Raw genomic sequence first — 17,285 nt, forward strand, 5'->3', positions numbered from 1 at the left:
TCAGCCCACCGAGGCCGCGTAGCCGTGCTCGGCCTGGAGGCGGAGCATCGCGTGCTCGACCACCGTGACCAGCACCTGCTTGACCGAGTCCCGCCGCCGGGCGTCGCACAGGACCATCGGCACGTCCGGGGAGATGGCGAGCGCCTCCCGGACCTCCTCCAGCTCGTAGTGCGGCGCGTCTTCGAAGCGGTTCAACGCCACGACGTACGGCAGCTTGCGGTTCTCGAAGTAGTCCAGCGGCGCGAACGCGTCGGTGATCCGGCGGGTGTCCACCAGCACCGCCGCGCCCACCGCACCCCGGATGATCTCGTCCCACATGAACCAGAACCGGGTCTGGCCGGGCGTGCCGAACAGATAGAGGATCAGGTCCTCGGCCATGGTGATACGGCCGAAGTCCATGGCGACCGTGGTGGTCTCCTTACCCGGTACCTTCGACGCGTCGTCGATGCCCACGCCGGCCGCGGTCATCAGCGCCTCGGTGGTCAGCGGCTGGATCTCGGAGATCGCCCCGACCAGGGTGGTCTTGCCCACGCCGAAGCCGCCCGCGATCACGATCTTCGCGGAGATGATCTCCCGGCCGCGGTTCACCCCGTCGGGGTCATAGTTCGCGAAGTCCACTTAGCACCCTTCCAAGCAGGTTCATTCGCGCCGCGAAACCCGTTGCGGGAGCGGCAGTGTGTAGCGTCAGCAGGCCCTCGGCCACCATGTCGGCGACCAGCACCCGGGTGACGCCCAGCGGCATCCGGGTGTAAGCGGCGATTTCCGCCAGCGACTGCGCCCGGCCTTCACAGACCGAGGAGATGCGGTACTTGTCGTGCCCGGCGAAGCGCGCCTCGGCCGACTGCGTCGGCGTGCTCGACAGCACCGCCTCGAGCGCGATGTTCTGCAACGGCTCGGTGCGGCCCCGGGTGACCGCGTACGGCCGTACCAGCGCGCCACGTGGATCACGTCGCGGTTCCATTCGCGATCACCTCCCCTCGTTCGGAGCCGCACCGGCTCCGGTCCTCAGCTCCCCGGTCCGTTCAGGAGCGGACGGCGTCTCTCGGCAGCGGGACCAGCGCCTGGCCGACCCGCTCCACCAGCAGCGCCATCTCGTAACCCACCTGGCCGACGTCGCAGCTGCGTGCCGCGAGCACGGCCATCGACGAGCCGTCGCTGATGGACATCAGGAACAGGTAGCCACTGTCCATCTCGATCACGGTCTGCAACACCCCGCCGGCGCTGAACATCCGCGCCGCGCCCTCGGTCAGGCTCACCACACCCGAGGTGATCGCGGCGAGCTGGTCGGCCCGGTCCCCGGGCAGGTCCCGGGAGGAGGCGAGCAGCAGTCCGTCCGCGGACACCGCCACCACGTGCGCGATACCCGCAACGCTGTCGGCGAAGTTGGTGAGAAGCCACCCCATGTCCTGCATGGCCGCCGGCCTGTTCATCGGTTCGTCTCCTTGGTCGAGGTGCTGTTCAGGTCGGCGCCGGCCGTACGGCCCCGCTGGACGCCACGGTGGTAGGCGGAGAGCAGGCCGCGTACCTCGTCCGGCGTGCGCCGGCTGCGGTCCCGGCCGCTCTTCGGCTCTATCCCGCCGGGCACGAGCTGGGCCTGCGGCACCCGCTTGGGCAGGCCGGAGCGGGTGGTGCCGCCGGTGGTGGGCTCCGCGGCACGGCTGGCCCGCGACCAGCCCTCGTCGGCCGCCGTACGCCAGGCCTCCGGGTCGATCGACGGAGCGGGCGCGGGCGCGGCGGCGGGTGGCGCCGGGGGCGGCGTCGCGGCCGCCGGCGGCGTGGACGGCACCTCCGGCGGGCTGTACGCCGGCGGCGTGGTGGTCAGTCCCGACGCCTGGGCGCCGGGGGTACGGGTGGGCAGCTTCGGACGTGCCGACGCCGCGGGGGGCGCCACGGCGGGCTGGGCCGGTGCGGGCGGCTCGTCGAACGTGGGCCGGGTGAAGATGGTGGTCTCGTCCTCTCCGTGCGAACGGAACCAGACCGCCTCCATCTCCCGGAATATCGGCGCCTCGGCCCGCTGCTCGGGCCGGGCCACCACGGGCGTCGCCGGGGTGCTGTCCACCGCCGGCGCCGCGGCGAGCGGCTGGTAGGCCGGAGGTGCGGCCTGGGTCGCGGGTTGCGCGGCATCGACGCCCGGCGTCCGCTTGGGCAGGGGGTCGAGTGCGGGGTACGCCACCGTCGGTCCCCCGGCGGACCAGCCCGCCCCGGAGACCGGCGCCGGCGCGGTCGCGGGCGCCCCGGTGGGCAGCGCGCCGGTCGCCCCACCCAGTTGTACGGCGGGCGTGGTGTCGCGCGTCTCGGCGGGCGTCTGCCACCGCGACGGCGGGGCGGTGGTCGCCCCCGCCACCCGTCGGCGAGCGTCGCGGTGGCGGCGCCCCGGCCCGCTCCGGCCAGCGCGTCGGCGGCGCCGACCTGGCTGAGCGGCGACTGCTCGACGGCGAGCGGCTGACGCGGCCGGGTCAGCGGGGCCTGGCCCCGGTTGGCCGGCAGCACCACCGTCGAGTTCGGCAGCGTGACCTGGGCGACGGTGCCGCCCTCGACGTTGCGGCGCAGTTCGACGCGGATGCCGTAGCGGGAGGCGAGCCGGCTCACCACGGCCAGACCCATCAGCCGGAACGCGGCCACGTCGACGGTCGGCGGGGCGGCCAGACGCCGGTTGAGCGAGTCGAGCTGGTCGTCGGTGAGGCCGAGGCCCCGGTCCTCGACCTGGATCAGCACGTAGTCGCGGATCCGGCGGCCGTCGGCCACCACAGTGGTGTTCGGCGGCGAGAACCGGGTGGCGTTGTCGAGCAGCTCGGCGACCAGCCGGACGACATCGTTGACGGCGTGCGCGGCGACCGAGATGTCGGTGTCGACGGTGCCGAACTCGATCCGGTTGTAGAGCTCGACCTCGGACTGCGCGGCGCGGAGCACGTCGACCAGGAGCGCGTCGTCACGACGCGGTACGGCCGAGTCGGCGCCGGCCAGCACCAGCAGGTTCTCGTCGTTGCGGCGCATCCGGGTGGCCAGGTGGTCCAGCTCGAACAGCTGCGCCAGCCGCTTCGGGTCCTCCTCGGAGCGCTCGATCGCGTCCAGCTCGCCGATCATCCGGTCGACCAGGCTCTGCGAACGGCGCGCCAGGTTGAGGAACATCGCCGAGACGCTCGTCCGCAGCGCGGCCTGCTCGGCCGCGACCCGGACCGCCTCGCGGTGGACCACGTTGAAGGCCACCGCGACCTGACCGACCTCGTCGCGGTTGCTCAGCTTGATCGGGTCCCGGACCTGCTGGACGATCTCGTCCACGCCGCCGTCGCCGATGGCGTTGACGTTCTGCAGCCGGCTCACCGCGTCCGGCAGGTCGTGGTTGGCGACCGCGAGCGCGCCCTCACGCAGCCGGCGCAGCGAGTCGTTGAGCGAGCGGGCCAGCACCACCGCGAGCGTCACCGCGACGGCGAGCGTGAGCAGCACGAGCAGACTCTCCACGATCGCCTGCCGGATCACGTCGGCGCGGGCCTCGTCGGCGTCCGCGAGCATCTCGTCCAGGAGCTGGATCTCGGCCCACCGCATCAGGTCGTCGACCGCGCCGATGGCGGCGGACGCCTCGTCGCGGGTGACCGGCCCGGGACGCCCGACGGACCGGGAGATGTCGTTGGCGACCCGGTCGGCGAGCTGCACGGCGTCGCCGGAGACGGTGCGCTCCACCAGGGCGCGCTGGCTCGGCGTCGCGGTCCGGGAGAAGGTCAGCAGCGCCTCCTGCTGGCCGGTGAGCGTGGCCACGAAGGACGAGAACTGTTCCTCGTCGATCCGGTTGCCGTCGAGGGCGGTGAAGGCCACCGCCTGCTCCTCGGCCACCTCGGCCTTGGCGTGGGCGAACGCGGCCACCGCGCGACGGGCGTCGGCCAGGCTCTCCGCGCCCGGCTGCTGGGCCAGCGCGTCGCTGTACGCGACCAGGTCGTCCAGCACGATGCCGTAGCGCAGACTCGCCTCGGCCACCGGCATCTGCAACCGGTCCAGCACCTCCTGGCGGGTGCCGTTCAACGTGGACAGGTGGGCGTCGATCACCTTGAGCTGGTTGCTGATCGCGTCCGGCAGGTCGCCGAGCTTGCCCCGCTCGTCCTGGTACGCCGCGATGCGCTCGTCGGTCTGCCGCACCCGCAGGTTGTACGCGTCCGGCTTCTGGTTCGGGTCGGCCAGGAAGACCGCCGCCGCCATCCGCTCCTTGTGCAGGTCCTGGGTGAGCGCCGAGATGTCGACGGACACCGCGCTCAGCGACCGGACCCGGTCCGCCTCGTACGCGCCCTCACCGACCGAGATGAGTCGGATAGTTGCCAGCGCGATGACAGCTGCCACCGGAACGACCAGGATGAGGGCAAGCTTGGAGCGGATCCGCGCGTCGCGCAGCCTGGGCAGGCGCCGGCGGCGGTTCCGCTGTTCGGCGTTGGGGCTCCCGGGCAGGGTCGTAGGTCCGGTGCTCACGACATCGCCTCCGTCGTTTCTTCCACGCGCGACCCGCTGACCCGTGCCTGGTGCAGCGGCCAGCGCCACGCGCGGCACGGCCGCGATTTCATCAGACGAGATCCTGTTTGGGAAGCCGCAGTGAGGCAGGAAACGGTCGTGGTCACCGCAACCCGTGATCCGATCACCTAATACCTTCTTTTCTCCAACCCCCTGATCAGGGGATGTCACTCCAGAGTGGTCACGCGCTTCTGTGCAGTAATTGTCAGTTAATGTTCCGTGTCCCCAGCATGTGGGATGGCTGTCCCGAAACAGCACTCGACATCCCCGCTTGACCACAGGCCCCGGCATTGGCAAGGTTTTGCAGGCTTCGCGCACACCGTACGGCACACCAATCCCGTTCCTCCACTGAGGACGGACAAGCGGCGGTGATCGGGCGTCGGCCCGCGCCGCACCTGGAGGACTGAGTTGAGCCCCATCCGCTCCGCGAGCATCGCGGCGCTCGCATCGGCCGTGCTGGCCACCACGCTCACCGGCTGCGGGATCGGCGGGGACCCGCAGGACACAAGCCCCATCGTGATCGCCGCCGACCTGGAACTCTCCGGCGCGTCGGCGCCGGTCGGCAAGGTGTACCAACGGGCTCTGCAACTGAAGGTCGAGCAGTTGAACGCGTCCGGCGCACTGGGCGGCCGGAAGATCGATCTGCGGGTCAAGGACAACCGCTCGGACGCTGCGGAATCCTTGCGGAACATCAATGATTTCAGCGGTGACTCGCGGGTGAGCGCCGTCATCATGGGCGGCTGCAACGAATGCGCCGTCGGCGCGGCCCGCACGATCGGTGAGAAGCGCATTCCGACGATCGCACTGGCGTCGTCGAGTGCCGTCACCGAGCCGGTGGCCGAGCGCCGATATGTCTTCAAGCTCGCCCCGAACGCCACCGACAGCGCCGCCGCACTCGCCGCGGAACTGGAGCGGCGCGAGATCCGCAAGGTGGCGCTGCTGCACAGCGCCGAGGGTTACGGCCAGGAAGGGCTCGCCGCCCTGCGCCGCGAGCTGAGCAAGACCTCCGTGAAGCTGGTCGCCAACGAGTCGGTGCGGGTCACCGACACCGAGGTCGGCACGCAGATCAACCAGCTGGTCGCCCGCAAGCCGCAGGCACTGGTCCTGTGGACCACGCCGGAGCAGGCGATGCTGGCCGCCACCACGGCCCGGCAGAGCAAGTTCCGCGGGTCGCTGTTCTTCGACGCCACGGCCGCCGGCGACCTCTTCCTGGGCCCCTCGGCCCGCTCCACCGACGAGGCCACGCTGATCTTCACCCAGACCATGGTGATCGACGACGTGATCGCCACCACCCCGGCCAAGGCCGCGCGGCGGCAGTGGTTCCAGGACTACACCGCCCGGTTCGGCGGCTACAACGGCTTCTCCTCGTTCGCCGCGGACGCGGTCCAGCTGATCGCCGACGCCGAGCTACGGGCCGGCGGCGAGCCCGGCAAGGTCGACCGGGACGCGCTGCGCGACGTGCTGGAGACCTCCCAGCTCGACGGGCTGTCCGGGCCGATCCGGATGACGCCGGACAACCACTCCGGGCTGATGCCGCAGGCGTTGACGACGCTCGTGGCTCGTGGTGGTCGTTGGCGGCTTGCCGGCTAGTCAACGTGGGGTGTGGGCCCCGGCACAACCGGCTCCGGGCGGTCAGGCTTGATCCCTCCGCCGGTTGCGCCGGGGCCCACACTGTCGTGGTCGGCCGCCATCAGTGGGTTGAGGTGTCCTTCTGGGTTCTCGGTCGACGTCGGGGCTTTCGTCCCGGGGTGTCAGCGGGCTGAGGTGGTGGCCTTCACCCAGGGCAGCGCCAGGCGCTCGACCAGGCTCAGCGCGGCGTAGAGCAGGATGCTCATCAGGGCCACCAGCACGATCGCCGCCCAGGCGGTCGCGATGTCGCCGACGCCGTTGTACTGCAGGATCTGGTAACCCAGGCCCGGCCGGTCCGAGTAGAACTCCCCGATCACCGCGCCGATCGCGGCGAGCGGCATGGCCACCTTGAGCCCGACGAAGATCTGCGGCAACGCGGCCGGGAAGCGCACCTTGCGGAACGACTGCCACCACGAGGCGTTCAGCGACCGGCCCAGCTCCGCCAGGTCCGCCGGGGTGGTGGTCAGTCCCGTCGCGGTGGAGAGCACGATCGGGAAGAAGCAGAGCAGGAACACCATGGTCAGGATGGGTTTCTGCCCCCAGCCCACAGCTACCACCAGCAGCGGCCCGAACGCGATCTTCGGGACCGCGTTCACCGCCACCAGCAGCGGCGCGAACATCCGCTCGACCCGGCGGGAGGCGGCCAGTGCCATCCCGATCAGCACCCCGGCGACCGACGAGAGCAGGAAGCCGAGCACCGTCATCCAGGTGGTGATGCCCAACGCGGGCAGCAGCACCTCGGTGGTGCCGGCGAGAGCCTTCCCCACCGCCTGCGGCGGCGGCAGCGCGGCCGGGTGCACCAGGCTCAGGCCCGAGGTGACCAGCCACCAGGCCGCCACCGCGATCACCAGGCCGAACGCCGGCAGCCCGACCGCCGCCGGGCGTACGGCGATCCCGCGCCGGACCGCCGGACGCGGCGGCGCCTCCGGCCGGGCCTCGGTCGACTGTGTCAACGTGTCCTCCTCTCTGCGCCGGTCGCGGCGACCGGCACGCGAAGGGGGTGCGCCCCACCGGGGTGTCCGGCGGGTCGCACCCCCGTTGGCCCGAGCGGACCGGTCAGGCCTTCGGCGCGAGGTTGAAGTCGATGATCTGGTCCGGGGTGAGGTTCTGCTTGAGCGCACCGGCGCCCTGCAGCAGCGCGATGCTCTTGGCCACCCGGCCACTGTCCAGCGTGCCGATCGCGGTGCCGGAGTTGCTGGACCGGACGTAGGCGGCCATCAGCTGCAGCTCGGCGGAGGCCGCGGCCGGGACGGTGGCCGGCACGTTCTTCTTCAGGATCTCCGCCGCCTCGTCCGGGTTCGCCAGGGAGTACTCCAGGCCCTTGAGCAGCGCGGCGGTGAACTTCTTCACCATCTCCGGCTTCTCCTTGGCGATCTTGGTGGAGGTGATCAGCGCGTTGCCGTAGAGGTCCTGCATCACGTTGCTGTACGGCAGGACGACCGGCTTCTTCTTGGTCACCGTCTCCACCGTCGGCTGGCCGACGACGAACTGGCCGATGCCGTCCACGGTGCCCGAGCCGAGCATGCCGATCAGGCCCTGGGCCTCACCGTTGACCCAGGTGACCTTGCTGCCGTCGATGCCGGCGAGTCGCGCGTACGTCGGGAAGAGGTTGCGCACGACGGACGTCGGGGTGTCGGCGAGCTTCTTGCCCTCGAGGTCCTTCGGGGTGGCGATGTTCTTGCCCTCGACCGTGACGATCGCGGCCATGGTGCGCTGCTGGATCGCGGCCACCGCCACGAAGTCCTTCGCCTGGCCGTTGCCGAGCTGCAGGATGCCACCGGTCAGGTCGATCGGGCCGAAGTCGGCCTGGCCGCCGGTGATGGTCTGGATGACGGAGCCGGTGCCCTGACCGGGCTTGATGTCGACCTCGAAACCGGCCTCCTTGAAGAAGCCCTTGTCCTTCGCCACCCAGGCGTACGAGTCACGCCCGAAGTTGGCGAAGGAAGTGAGGTACGTCACCTTCTCCAGCGCCGCGCCGTTGCCGCCGCCGCTCTCGGACTTGTCCGAGTCGCTGCTGCAGCCGCCCACCAGGGCGAGGGCGGTGGCCATAGCCGCGGCGGCGACCGTACGGGTCAGCCTTCTCATCAGTGCACCATGTCCTTTCCGACCAGGACTTCTTCGCCGGTCGGGTCGTGGGTCCGACGGGGTCGGCAGGTGGGTTCGGCCGACTGGACCGTCGTGAGGGGACTCTTCGCGCGCAACAGCGTACGAGAAGGCCGATGACGTGCCGCCGCCGTCCCGGTTGCGGAACGGAAACGAAGTTGCGTGACGGAAAGCGGACTGACGTCCACCCCGGACGGTGCTATAAGCACACCCCCCGGCTACGCTAGCCCGGCTCGCGTTCGAGACGACGTGGAAGGGAGGCGGCGGGAGATGATCCGACTGTCCGGGGTGTCCCGCACCTTCGACGGCCGCTCGGGGCGGGTGGAGGCGCTGCGCGGCATCGACCTCGACGTCGCCGAAGGCGAGTTCGTCGCCGTTCTCGGCCGCTCCGGCTGCGGCAAGTCGACGCTGCTGCGCATGATCGCCGGTCTGCTCCCGGTCACCGGCGGTGAGATCACCGTGGACGGTACGCCGATCACCAAGCCCCGCCGCGACGTGGCGATGCTGTTCCAGCGGCCGGCGCTGCTGCCCTGGCGCTCGGTGCTGGACAACGTGCTGCTGCCGGTGGAGATCTTCGGCTGGCGCCGCGCCGAGCACCGTGACCGGGCCCGCCAGCTGCTGGAGATGGCCGGACTGGGCGGCTTCGAGAAGCGCCTCCCGCACGAACTCTCCGGCGGCATGCAGCAACGCGTGTCGCTGTGCCGGTCGCTGATCGGCTCGCCCCGGGTGATGCTCATGGACGAGCCGTTCTCCGCGCTCGACGCGCTCACCCGCGAGGAACTCTCCGGCGAACTCCAGCGTGTGCACATGGAGACGAAGGCGACGATCGTCTTCGTCACCCACTCGATCGACGAGGCGGTCCTGCTCGCCGACCGGGTCGTCGTGCTCAGCCCGCGCCCCGGGCGCATCCGCGAGATCGTCGAGGTGAACGTCCCCCGGCCCCGCACGCTGGGCCGGCACGAACACCTGGAAGACGTCGCGCGGATCAGCGCCGAGCTGCACGAACTGCTGATGGAGCGGGACGCCCCGGGCGTACCCGTGGGAGGACGGTGACATGCGGGTCTCGGTGTTCACCGAACCCCACCGCGGCGCGGACTACGACGACCAGCTCCGGTTCGCCCGGCTGGTCGAGGAGACCGGCTTCGAGGGCTTCCTCCGGGCCGACCACTACCGGGCCATGGGGGACGAGCCGGCGCTGCCCGGCCCCACCGACGCCTGGCTGACGCTCGCCGCGCTGGCCCGGGAGACCTCCCGGATCCGGCTGGGCACGCTCGTCACGTCCGCCACGTTCCGGCTCCCCGGGCCGCTCGCCGTCATGGTCGCCCAGGTCGACCGGATGAGCGGCGGGCGGGTCGAGCTGGGCATCGGCGCCGGCTGGTACGAGCGCGAGCACACCGCGTACGGCATCCCGTTCCCGCCGGTCGCCGAGCGCTTCGACCGGCTCGCCGAGCAGCTGGAGATCGTCACCGGGCTGTGGCGCACGCCGGCGGACGAGACGTACAGCTTCACCGGTGAGCACTACCGGCTGGTCGACGCCCCGGCGTTGCCCAAGCCGGTGCAGCAGCCCGGCCCGCCGGTGATCGTCGGAGGCCGGGGACCGAAGCGCACCCCCGAGCTGGCCGCCCGCTACGCCGACGAGTTCAACATGCCGTTCAAGAGCGTGGCCGAGACCGCCGCCGCGTACGAGCGGGTCCGGGAGGCGTGCGACCGCACCGGCCGGGACGCCTCCGGCCGGGCCCCGCTGACGCTCTCCGCCGGCATCGTGGTGGCGATCGGACGCACCGACGCCGAGGCGCAGCGCCGGGCCGCGCCGCTGCACGTCACGAGCGCACTACCGCCGGAGGACCCGGTGGTCGGCTCCCCCGCCCAGCTGGTCGACCGGATCGGCGAGTTCGCCGCGATCGGGGCCACCCGGGTCCACCTGCGCCTGATCGACTTCGACGACCTCGACCACCTGGAGCTCATCGCCGCCGAGGTGCTCCCCCGACTGGACGGACCGCGATGACCGACATCTCCGCCGACCTCGAACTCGGCCCGGTGGGCCAGGAGATCGTGTACGAGAACGACCGGGTACGCGTCTGGCACATCCGGCTGGAGCCGGGTGAGCGGCAGCCGCTGCACCGCCACGACCACCCGTACCTGGTGGTGGCGATCCAGGGCGCGAAGAACGTGGTGCAGACGATCGACGGCACCACCATCGACGCCGACGAGCCGACCGGCGGCGTGGTCTACCGCGACCCGGGCGCGGTGCACATGCTGACGAACGTCGGCGACACCACCTACCTCGCTCGCCTGGTCGAGCTGAAGTAGCCACACCGGCAGGTTCGCCGCGCCGCGCGGCGGCAAGGTGGCGATCGGGGGCACCGGGCCGTAACGTGCCCGACATGGCCTTTCGGACGTGGGGCAGGCTGCTGCTCACGGCGCTCGGGGTGAGCGTGCTGGCCGGGGCCGGCCAGTTGGGCATCGCGTACGGCTTCGGAGTCGTACGCCTCGACGGCGCGTTCGTGGACGTCTCGGTCAACCGGTGGCCCGCCCAGCTCGTCTGGGTGGGTTGGTTCGCCGCGGTCGCCACGGTCGCCGGAGCCGTCCTCACCGAGCGCTTCGCCCGCCGCGACGACAGTCCCGGCGGCACCACCGAACTGCTCTCCATCGCCGGCGTCAGTGCGCTGGGCGCGATGGTGGTCGCCCCGCTGTGCATGCAACCGGCCCGCGCGGCCGAGCTGGGCGGGTCCGTCGACCCGGTCTGGGCCGTCGGCATCTGCGCCGCCCTCGGCGCTGTGGTCGGCGCGGGCGCCGCGATCGCCGTCCTGCTCAAGCCGCCGTTCGGCTGGGGAGTGGCGATCACCGCCGGGCTCGTCTGGCTGCTGGCGCTGCTCTCCGTCGCGCCCACGATCGTCTCCAGCCGCCCGCTGGCCACGGTGCGGCTCGGCGTCCTCGAACCCTCCTGGCTGGATCCGGAGGCGGCGCAGCGCCTGTCCATGCTGCTGCTGCCGGTCCTCGCCCTGCTGGCCGGCGGCGCGGTCGGGGTGCTCGCCCGCCGGGCCGAGTGGCCGCCTCTGGTCGGCGGCGCGGCCGGGGCGGCCGGCCCGGTGCTCGTCGCGTTCGCCTATCTGACCGCCGGTCCCGGCTCGGCGACCGACCGCTACCAGGTCGCGCCCTACTACGGCGCGCTGATCGCCGTGATCGCCGGTGCGCTCGGCTCGACCGCCACCACGATGCTGCCCCGCCCGGTCACCGCCACCGGTGACCCCGACGCCGTCGAGGCGACCGACATCCTCGCCCCGCTGCCGCACTCGTCCGCTCCGGGCGTCCCGGCCGCCCCGCCCGAGCCTCCGGTGACGAGCGGTGCCGCGGCACCGGCGCACTGGAACTGGCCGGAGCCCGGCGGTTCGGCCGCGGCGGCTCCGGCCGGTACCGACCTTCCCGCCGCCGCCCGGCCGGCCCTCGCGGATCTGCCCGCCGGCGATCAGCCGACCGTTGCGAAACGGCCGGGGGACGACCGCCCGGCCGTCGCCGACACGAGCCACGGCCAGCCCATGCCGGGTCTGCTGCCCCCGGGCCGCCGGACCTCGGCCATCGACGTCCTCGCCGCGGGCCGCCCCGAGCCGGCCCCGGGTCCGGAAAGCGGCACGGCCAATGCGGGCAGCACCGGCGAGGCGGTCACCACGGACCGCGCAGGCACCCCCGACCGGGCCGTTGCCGGTTCCGCCCCTGGAACGTCCGGGCAGGCGACGGGCATCCCGGCAGACAGCGAGGCCGTCTCCGGCACCGGTTCGGCGGCCGGCACGGACGACGCCACCCCGGAACCGGAAACGACGGCGACTGCGCCCCGGGTGACCCGGCCGCGCCGTACCCGCGCCGGCCGGTCCAGCGGGACGGCCGACGAATCGACGCCACCCGCCGACGGCACCACACCCCGCCCAGGGGACGACACCTCCCCGAGCGCCGGCACGGACACCTCACCGGCCACCGGCGGCACCGCCGACAGCCACGTTCCCGGCCCGCGTACGGACAGCGGCGCCCTCGCCGGGCCGGTCCCGGCCGACGCGGACAGCGACGCCCCCGCCACGCCCCGGGTCGAAGCCGCCGGGGACACCAGCGCGACGGGCCGCGCCACCCGCCCTCGGCGTACCCGCGCTCCGAAGGCCCCCCGCGCCGCCGGCCCGGCCGACACGACACCGAGCGGCGAAACCGACGCCACGCCGACGGCCGCCATCCGTCGGGCCCGCCCGGCCACGGACACCGCCCCGATCCCGCAGGCCGCCGACCCGGCCCGGGACGACACGAGCGCCACCTCGGCACCGGACCGCACGGACCCCGGCACGCCGGACGGTTCCCTCGGCAGCCCGGCTTCCCGTACCGGCTCCCCGACCGGGGACGTCGACCCGGCTGCGCGTACCGGACGCAATTTCTTCTTCGACGACCCGGCGCCGGCCCCGTCGACCCGGCCCCGGTTCCCGATGTTCGAGGACGCGGCGCCCGGCGAGGTACGCCCGGCCTGGCCGATCACCCCGGCGGGCCGCCCGCACCGCGCCACCGCCGGACCGGACGCACCGGCCCGGGACGGCGCGGAGACGAGTGTCCCGGCCGAGCCGGCGCCGCGTCCCCGCCACCGGGGCCTCCCCGAGCCGGGCGCGAGCGCCGGTTGGGACGCGCTCGCCACGAACGCCCGTCCCGCCGGACCGGTCGCCCGGCCGGATGCAGGCCCGATCGCCCGTCCCGAGGCGGTGACCGCCGTACCGGCCGAGGCCGTCACCGCGCTGCCGGACGCCACGGCGCCGGAGACGACGAGCGACCCGGACTCCCGGCGCGGCCGGCACGCCGAGCCGGACGACGCCGACGCGCCCGCCGGGAAGTCGAAGCCGCTGCGCGGTCTGTTCCGCCGCAACCGGGGGGCCAAGAGCGACCCGGAGCCGGCCGAACGTACGGCCGAGCCGACCACCGCTGCCGACGACGAGTACGTGGACTGGGTCGCCGGTCTCGCCTCGGACGACAACGCCGACGACGCCCGCTCGCTGCGTACCGGGCGGCACCACCGGGACTGACGGACGGTCGGGGCGGACCGGATCGGCCCGCCCCGACCGAGCTCACGCCAGCGGCAGGTAGACCCGAGAGCCGGAGGCGACGAACTCCTCCGACTTGCCGCGCATGCCTCGCGCCGCGTAGTCCTTCAGCTCCTGCGTGATCTTCATGGAGCAGAACTTCGGCCCGCACATCGAGCAGAAGTGCGCGGTCTTCGCGGGCTCGGCGGGCAGTGTCGCGTCGTGGTACGCCCGCGCGGTCTCCGGGTCGAGCGCCAGGTTGAACTGGTCTTCCCAGCGGAACTCGAACCGGGCCTTCGACAGCGCGTCGTCCCACGCCTGCGCGCCCGGGTGCCCCTTGGCCAGGTCGGCCGCGTGCGCCGCGATCTTGTACGCGATCACGCCCGCCTTCACGTCGTCGCGGTCGGGCAGCCCGAGGTGCTCCTTCGGGGTGACGTAGCAGAGCATCGCGGTGCCGAACATGCCGATCATCGCCGCGCCGATCGCGGAGGTGATGTGGTCGTACGCGGGCGCGACGTCGGTGGTCAGCGGCCCGAGCGTGTAGAACGGCGCTTCGTGGCACCACTCCTGCTGGAGGTCCACGTTCTCCTTGATCTTGTGCATCGGCACGTGCCCGGGGCCCTCGATCATCACCTGGACGTCGTACTCCCAGGCGACCTTCGTCAGCTCGCCGAGCGTGCGCAGCTCGGCGAACTGCGCCTCGTCGTTGGCGTCGGCGATGGAGCCGGGGCGCAGGCCGTCGCCGAGGGAGAACGTCACGTCGTACTTCGCGAGCAGCGAACACAGCTCCCGAAAGTTCGTGTAGAGGAAGTTCTCCTCGTGGTGCGCCAGGCACCAGGCCGCCATGATCGAGCCGCCCCGGGACACGATGCCCGTCACCCGGTCCACTGCCAGCGGCACGTACGGCAGCAGCACCCCGGCGTGCACGGTCATGTAGTCGACGCCCTGCTCCGCCTGCTCGATCACGGTCTCGCGGAACACCTCCCAGCTCAGCTTCACCGGGTCGCCGCCGACCTTCTCCAGCGCCTGGTAGATCGGCACCGTGCCGATCGGCACCGGCGCGTTCCGCACGATCGCCTCGCGGGTCTCGTGGATGCGCTTGCCGGTGGACAGGTCCATCACGGTGTCCGCGCCCCACCGGGTCGCCCAGGTCAGCTTCTCCACCTCCTCGCCCACCGACGAGGTGACAGCCGAGGTGCCGATGTTGGCGTTGACCTTCACCAGGAACGCCTTGCCGATGATGGCCGGCTCGCACTCCGGGTGGTTCACGTTCAGCGGCAGCACGGCCCGGCCGGCCGCGATCTCGTCCCGCACGAACTCCGGCGACACCGACTCCCGGATCGCCACGAACTCCATCTCCGGCGTGACGATCCCGGCCCGGGCGTACGCGAGCTGGGTCGGACGGGTTCCGGCCAGCGGCGTGCCGGCACCGCGCACCGGAGCCACGTCGCCGCGCTCGGCGATCCACGGCCCGCGCAGTGCGGGTAGCCCCACCTCCGGGTCGGAGCCGGGACCGGAGGTGTCGTAGAGCCGTACCGGTGGGTTGTCCCCGGTCAGCGTCACCTCGGCGAACGGCACCCGGATGTCCGGGCGTGAGCCTTCCACGTACACCTTGCGACGTGCCTGCATGCCAGCCTCCCTGTCGCTCATGCGGACCAGCCGAAGTGGTCCAGCGGGCCGCGTCCCGCGCCCAGCTCCCAGGTCCGCGCGCCGGTCAGCGCGCGGGTGACGTACTCCTTGGCGGCCGCCACCGCGACCGGCACCGCGTCGCCCGCGGCGAGCCGGACCGCGACGGCGGCCGAGAACGAACAGCCGGTGCCGTGGTTGTGCCGGGTGTCCACCCGGGGCGCGCGCAGCAGCCGCGTCGTTCCGCCGCCGGCGAGCACGTCCACCGACTCGCCGTCGGCGTCCACGTCGCCGCCGGTCACCACCACGAACGCCGGTCCGCGCGCCGCGAGCGCCTCGGCCGCCGCGACCATTTCCTCGACCGTGCCCACCGGGCCTCCGGTGAGGGCCGCGGCCTCCGCGCAGTTCGGCGTCGCCACCTCCGCGTACGGCAGCAGCCGCTCGACCGCCTCCACCACGCCGAGCCGGTGCCCGCTCGTGGCGACCAGCACCGGGTCGACGACCAGGTGCGGCAGCCGCCCGGCCCGGGCCGCCTCGGCCACCGCGTCGGCGACGGCGGGGGTGCCGAGCATGCCGCTCTTCACGGCGCGCACGTCGAAGTCGCCGAGCACGCTGTCCATCTGGTCGCGCACCGTCTGTGGGGGCAGCGGCAGGACGGCGTCCACGCCCCTGGTGCTCTGCGCGGTGACGGCGGTGAGGACTGTCGTGCCGTACGCCCCGAGCGCGGCGAACGTCTTGAGGTCGGCCTGGATGCCCGCTCCTGCTCCGGAGTCGGATCCTGCGACGGTGAGAACTGTTTTCGGCGTCACTGGTCTTCTCCGTTTGTTGCGGTAGGGGGCTGCGGCCGACCGTGCCCACTCCGGGCGGTCAGGCTTGATCCCTGCGTGGTCACGGTCGGCCGCAGCCCTTCTCGTGCGGGCCTTCGTCGGATCGCGCGGGGTGGGTGCGCGTCAAGCGGGTGGCCGCCTCCTGGAAGGCTCTGCCCAGCGTGGTGGCGGTTTCTCTCGGGTCCTTCGCGCGCATGATGGCGCCCAGCACCGCTACTCCTGTTGCGCCTGCCTCTATGCATGCGTGGATCTGGGCCGGGGTTTCGATGCCGCCCAGGGCGAGCACCGGAACCGGGCTGGCTTTCGCCAGCTCACTCAATCCGTCCGGTCGCAACGCCGGGCCGTAGCCGGGCTTTGTCTTTGTCTCGTAGACCGGGGACACTGTTGCGTAGTGCTCGGTGGTGAGGCGGGCCAGCTCGGCGGTGTCGTGACAGGAGCGGCCGACGAGTCCGACGGCGGGCGGCGGGTACGGGCCGGCGGCGGGCAGGTGCACCGCGTCCCCGTCGAGCGGATCGGGTCCGGCCACGATCAGCGTGCCGCCCGCGTCGGCGAGGATCGCGCGCAGGTCGGCGGCGAGCGCGAGGCGCTCGGCGCGCGGCAGGTCCTTCTCCCGCAGCACCACCCACCGCACTCCCCCACCCACGGCCCGCGCCACCACGTCGACGAGCGCCCGTCGAGCGACCCGCCGATCGGTCAGCAGCACGATGCCGCTCGGCCCGCCCTGGATCTTGGTACGCGGCCGCCCCTCGAAGGGCGCATCCGTACCAAGATCCGCTAGGCGTGAGGCGGTCACAGGTCGGGCCGTCCCTCATCCGGGGTGGACGCGAGGGCGTGGAAGCGGCGGGCGATGCGGCCCGCGCCGTACGCCAGACGCCCGGCCTCGACCGCGTAGCGCATCGCCGTGGCCATCGCCACCGGGTCGGCGGCCCGGGTCACGGCGCTCGCCAGCAGCACCGCGTCGCAGCCCAGCTCCATCGCGAGCGCCGCATCCGAGGCGGTGCCGATGCCCGCGTCGAGCACCACCGGCACGTCGACGGCCTGCCGGATCAGCCGGATGTGATGCGGGTTGCCGATGCCCAGCCCGGAACCGATCGGCGACCCGGCCGGCATCACCGCCGCGCAGCCCACGTCGGCCAGCCGCCGCGCCAGCACCGGATCGTCCGACGTGTACGGCAGCACTGTGAACCCGTCCGCCACCAGATCCTCGGCGGCGCGCAGCAGCTCCACCCCGTCGGGAAGGAGCGTGCGCTCGTCACCGATCACCTCCAGCTTCACCCAGTCGGTGTCGAACGCCTCCCGCGCCAGGTGCGCCGTCTTCACCGCCTCCACAGCGGTCCGGCAGCCGGCCGTGTTCGGCAGCAGCCGTACGCCGCACCGCTCCACCAGGTCGAGCAGGCCACCCGACCCGCCGGGTGTGGTGTCCACCCGACGCAGCGCCAGCGTCACCAGCTCGGTGCCGGACGCCCGGATCGCCTGCTCCAGCACGTGCAGGTTGGCCGCGCCACCGGTACCGAGGACGAGCCGCGAGCCGAACGTGACCCCGCCGATCTCCAACGTGGACACCTGC

Annotated in this window: 14 protein-coding genes and 1 pseudogene; 5 read left to right on the top strand and 10 right to left on the bottom strand. The window is 72.7% G+C overall.

Annotation, left to right across the window (positions count from 1 at the left end):
* The 4 genes and pseudogenes from ACQP26_RS26655 to ACQP26_RS26670 form a co-directional block, all read right to left on the bottom strand.
* Entirely contained in the window at positions 1-618 is a 618-nt protein-coding gene (locus ACQP26_RS26655; protein WP_269704030.1) for a GTP-binding protein, read from the bottom strand.
* Positions 599-961, bottom strand: coding sequence for a DUF742 domain-containing protein (locus ACQP26_RS26660; RefSeq protein WP_030501578.1), 363 nt, complete (start codon positions 959-961; stop codon positions 599-601). Before ACQP26_RS26660 ends, ACQP26_RS26655 begins: the two co-directional genes overlap by 20 nt.
* Before the next feature lie 61 nt (positions 962-1,022).
* The gene (locus ACQP26_RS26665; RefSeq protein ID WP_013288588.1) at positions 1,023-1,430 is read right to left on the bottom strand and encodes a roadblock/LC7 domain-containing protein; all 408 of its coding nucleotides are present in this window, start codon (positions 1,428-1,430) and stop codon (positions 1,023-1,025) included.
* Positions 1,427-4,452 (bottom strand): annotated as a pseudogene (locus tag ACQP26_RS26670) (sensor histidine kinase). Before ACQP26_RS26670 ends, ACQP26_RS26665 begins: the two are co-directional and overlap by 4 nt.
* Positions 4,453-4,899: 447 nt before the next feature.
* Here ACQP26_RS26670 and ACQP26_RS26675 point away from each other — a divergent pair.
* Complete coding sequence (locus tag ACQP26_RS26675; protein WP_269704028.1) at positions 4,900-6,081, top strand: ABC transporter substrate-binding protein; 1,182 nt, start codon at positions 4,900-4,902, stop codon at positions 6,079-6,081.
* A gap of 161 nt (positions 6,082-6,242) precedes the next feature.
* On the opposite strand, the gene ACQP26_RS26680 is transcribed toward ACQP26_RS26675, so the two are convergent.
* Together ACQP26_RS26680 and ACQP26_RS26685 are read right to left on the bottom strand one after the other, a co-directional pair.
* Complete coding sequence (locus ACQP26_RS26680) at positions 6,243-7,073, bottom strand: ABC transporter permease (RefSeq protein WP_433494294.1); 831 nt, start codon at positions 7,071-7,073, stop codon at positions 6,243-6,245.
* A gap of 103 nt (positions 7,074-7,176) precedes the next feature.
* On the bottom strand, positions 7,177-8,205 hold the full coding sequence (locus ACQP26_RS26685; RefSeq protein ID WP_269704027.1) for an ABC transporter substrate-binding protein: 1,029 nt from the start codon (positions 8,203-8,205) through the stop codon (positions 7,177-7,179).
* A 288-nt stretch (positions 8,206-8,493) separates the two neighbouring features.
* Between ACQP26_RS26685 and ACQP26_RS26690 the strand changes: the two genes are divergently transcribed.
* The 4 genes from ACQP26_RS26690 (at position 8,494) to ACQP26_RS26705 (ending at position 13,268) form a co-directional block, all read left to right on the top strand.
* Positions 8,494-9,276: an ABC transporter ATP-binding protein gene (locus ACQP26_RS26690; RefSeq protein ID WP_269704026.1), complete on the top strand. Its 783-nt coding sequence runs from the start codon at positions 8,494-8,496 to the stop codon at positions 9,274-9,276.
* Position 9,277: 1 nt separating this feature from the next.
* On the top strand, positions 9,278-10,228 hold the full coding sequence (locus ACQP26_RS26695; protein ID WP_433494295.1) for an LLM class F420-dependent oxidoreductase: 951 nt from the start codon (positions 9,278-9,280) through the stop codon (positions 10,226-10,228).
* The gene (locus tag ACQP26_RS26700) at positions 10,225-10,533 is read left to right on the top strand and encodes a cupin (protein WP_269704024.1); all 309 of its coding nucleotides are present in this window, start codon (positions 10,225-10,227) and stop codon (positions 10,531-10,533) included. Before ACQP26_RS26695 ends, ACQP26_RS26700 begins: the two co-directional genes overlap by 4 nt.
* A gap of 74 nt (positions 10,534-10,607) precedes the next feature.
* On the top strand, positions 10,608-13,268 hold the full coding sequence (locus ACQP26_RS26705; RefSeq protein ID WP_433494296.1) for a hypothetical protein: 2,661 nt from the start codon (positions 10,608-10,610) through the stop codon (positions 13,266-13,268).
* A gap of 42 nt (positions 13,269-13,310) precedes the next feature.
* On the opposite strand, the gene thiC is transcribed toward ACQP26_RS26705, so the two are convergent.
* From thiC to ACQP26_RS26725, 4 genes are all read right to left on the bottom strand, one after another.
* Positions 13,311-14,894, bottom strand: coding sequence for a phosphomethylpyrimidine synthase ThiC (gene thiC, locus ACQP26_RS26710; protein ID WP_433494297.1), 1,584 nt, complete (start codon positions 14,892-14,894; stop codon positions 13,311-13,313).
* Positions 14,895-14,911: 17 nt separating this feature from the next.
* Positions 14,912-15,700, bottom strand: a complete 789-nt coding sequence (gene thiD, locus ACQP26_RS26715; protein WP_433494298.1) for a bifunctional hydroxymethylpyrimidine kinase/phosphomethylpyrimidine kinase — start codon at positions 15,698-15,700, stop codon at positions 14,912-14,914.
* Positions 15,701-15,779: 79 nt separating this feature from the next.
* Positions 15,780-16,445 carry a thiamine phosphate synthase gene (locus tag ACQP26_RS26720; RefSeq protein ID WP_433496206.1) on the bottom strand — a complete coding sequence of 222 codons (666 nt, stop codon included), beginning with the start codon at positions 16,443-16,445 and terminating at the stop codon, positions 15,780-15,782.
* A gap of 62 nt (positions 16,446-16,507) precedes the next feature.
* Positions 16,508-17,281 (bottom strand): thiazole synthase, encoded by a 774-nt coding sequence (locus tag ACQP26_RS26725; RefSeq protein ID WP_433494299.1) that lies wholly within the window; start codon positions 17,279-17,281, stop codon positions 16,508-16,510.
* Positions 17,282-17,285 lie beyond the last annotated feature (4 nt).

This window comes from Micromonospora sp. CA-248089 (genome assembly GCF_050948515.1).
GTDB lineage: Bacteria > Actinomycetota > Actinomycetes > Mycobacteriales > Micromonosporaceae > Micromonospora.

What these genes read in the sequence shown, in the direction of transcription:
- ACQP26_RS26660 (WP_030501578.1), bottom strand. Translation starts at nt 961, where the DNA reads ATGGAACCGCGACGTGATCCACGTGGCGCGCTGGTACGGCCGTACGCG.
- ACQP26_RS26665 (WP_013288588.1), bottom strand. Translation starts at nt 1,430, where the DNA reads ATGAACAGGCCGGCGGCCATGCAGGACATGGGGTGGCTTCTCACCAAC.
- ACQP26_RS26685 (WP_269704027.1), bottom strand. Translation starts at nt 8,205, where the DNA reads ATGAGAAGGCTGACCCGTACGGTCGCCGCCGCGGCTATGGCCACCGCC.
- ACQP26_RS26690 (WP_269704026.1), top strand. Translation starts at nt 8,494, where the DNA reads ATGATCCGACTGTCCGGGGTGTCCCGCACCTTCGACGGCCGCTCGGGG.
- ACQP26_RS26695 (WP_433494295.1), top strand. Translation starts at nt 9,278, where the DNA reads ATGCGGGTCTCGGTGTTCACCGAACCCCACCGCGGCGCGGACTACGAC.
- ACQP26_RS26700 (WP_269704024.1), top strand. Translation starts at nt 10,225, where the DNA reads ATGACCGACATCTCCGCCGACCTCGAACTCGGCCCGGTGGGCCAGGAG.
- ACQP26_RS26705 (WP_433494296.1), top strand. Translation starts at nt 10,608, where the DNA reads ATGGCCTTTCGGACGTGGGGCAGGCTGCTGCTCACGGCGCTCGGGGTG.
- thiC (WP_433494297.1), bottom strand. Translation starts at nt 14,894, where the DNA reads ATGCAGGCACGTCGCAAGGTGTACGTGGAAGGCTCACGCCCGGACATC.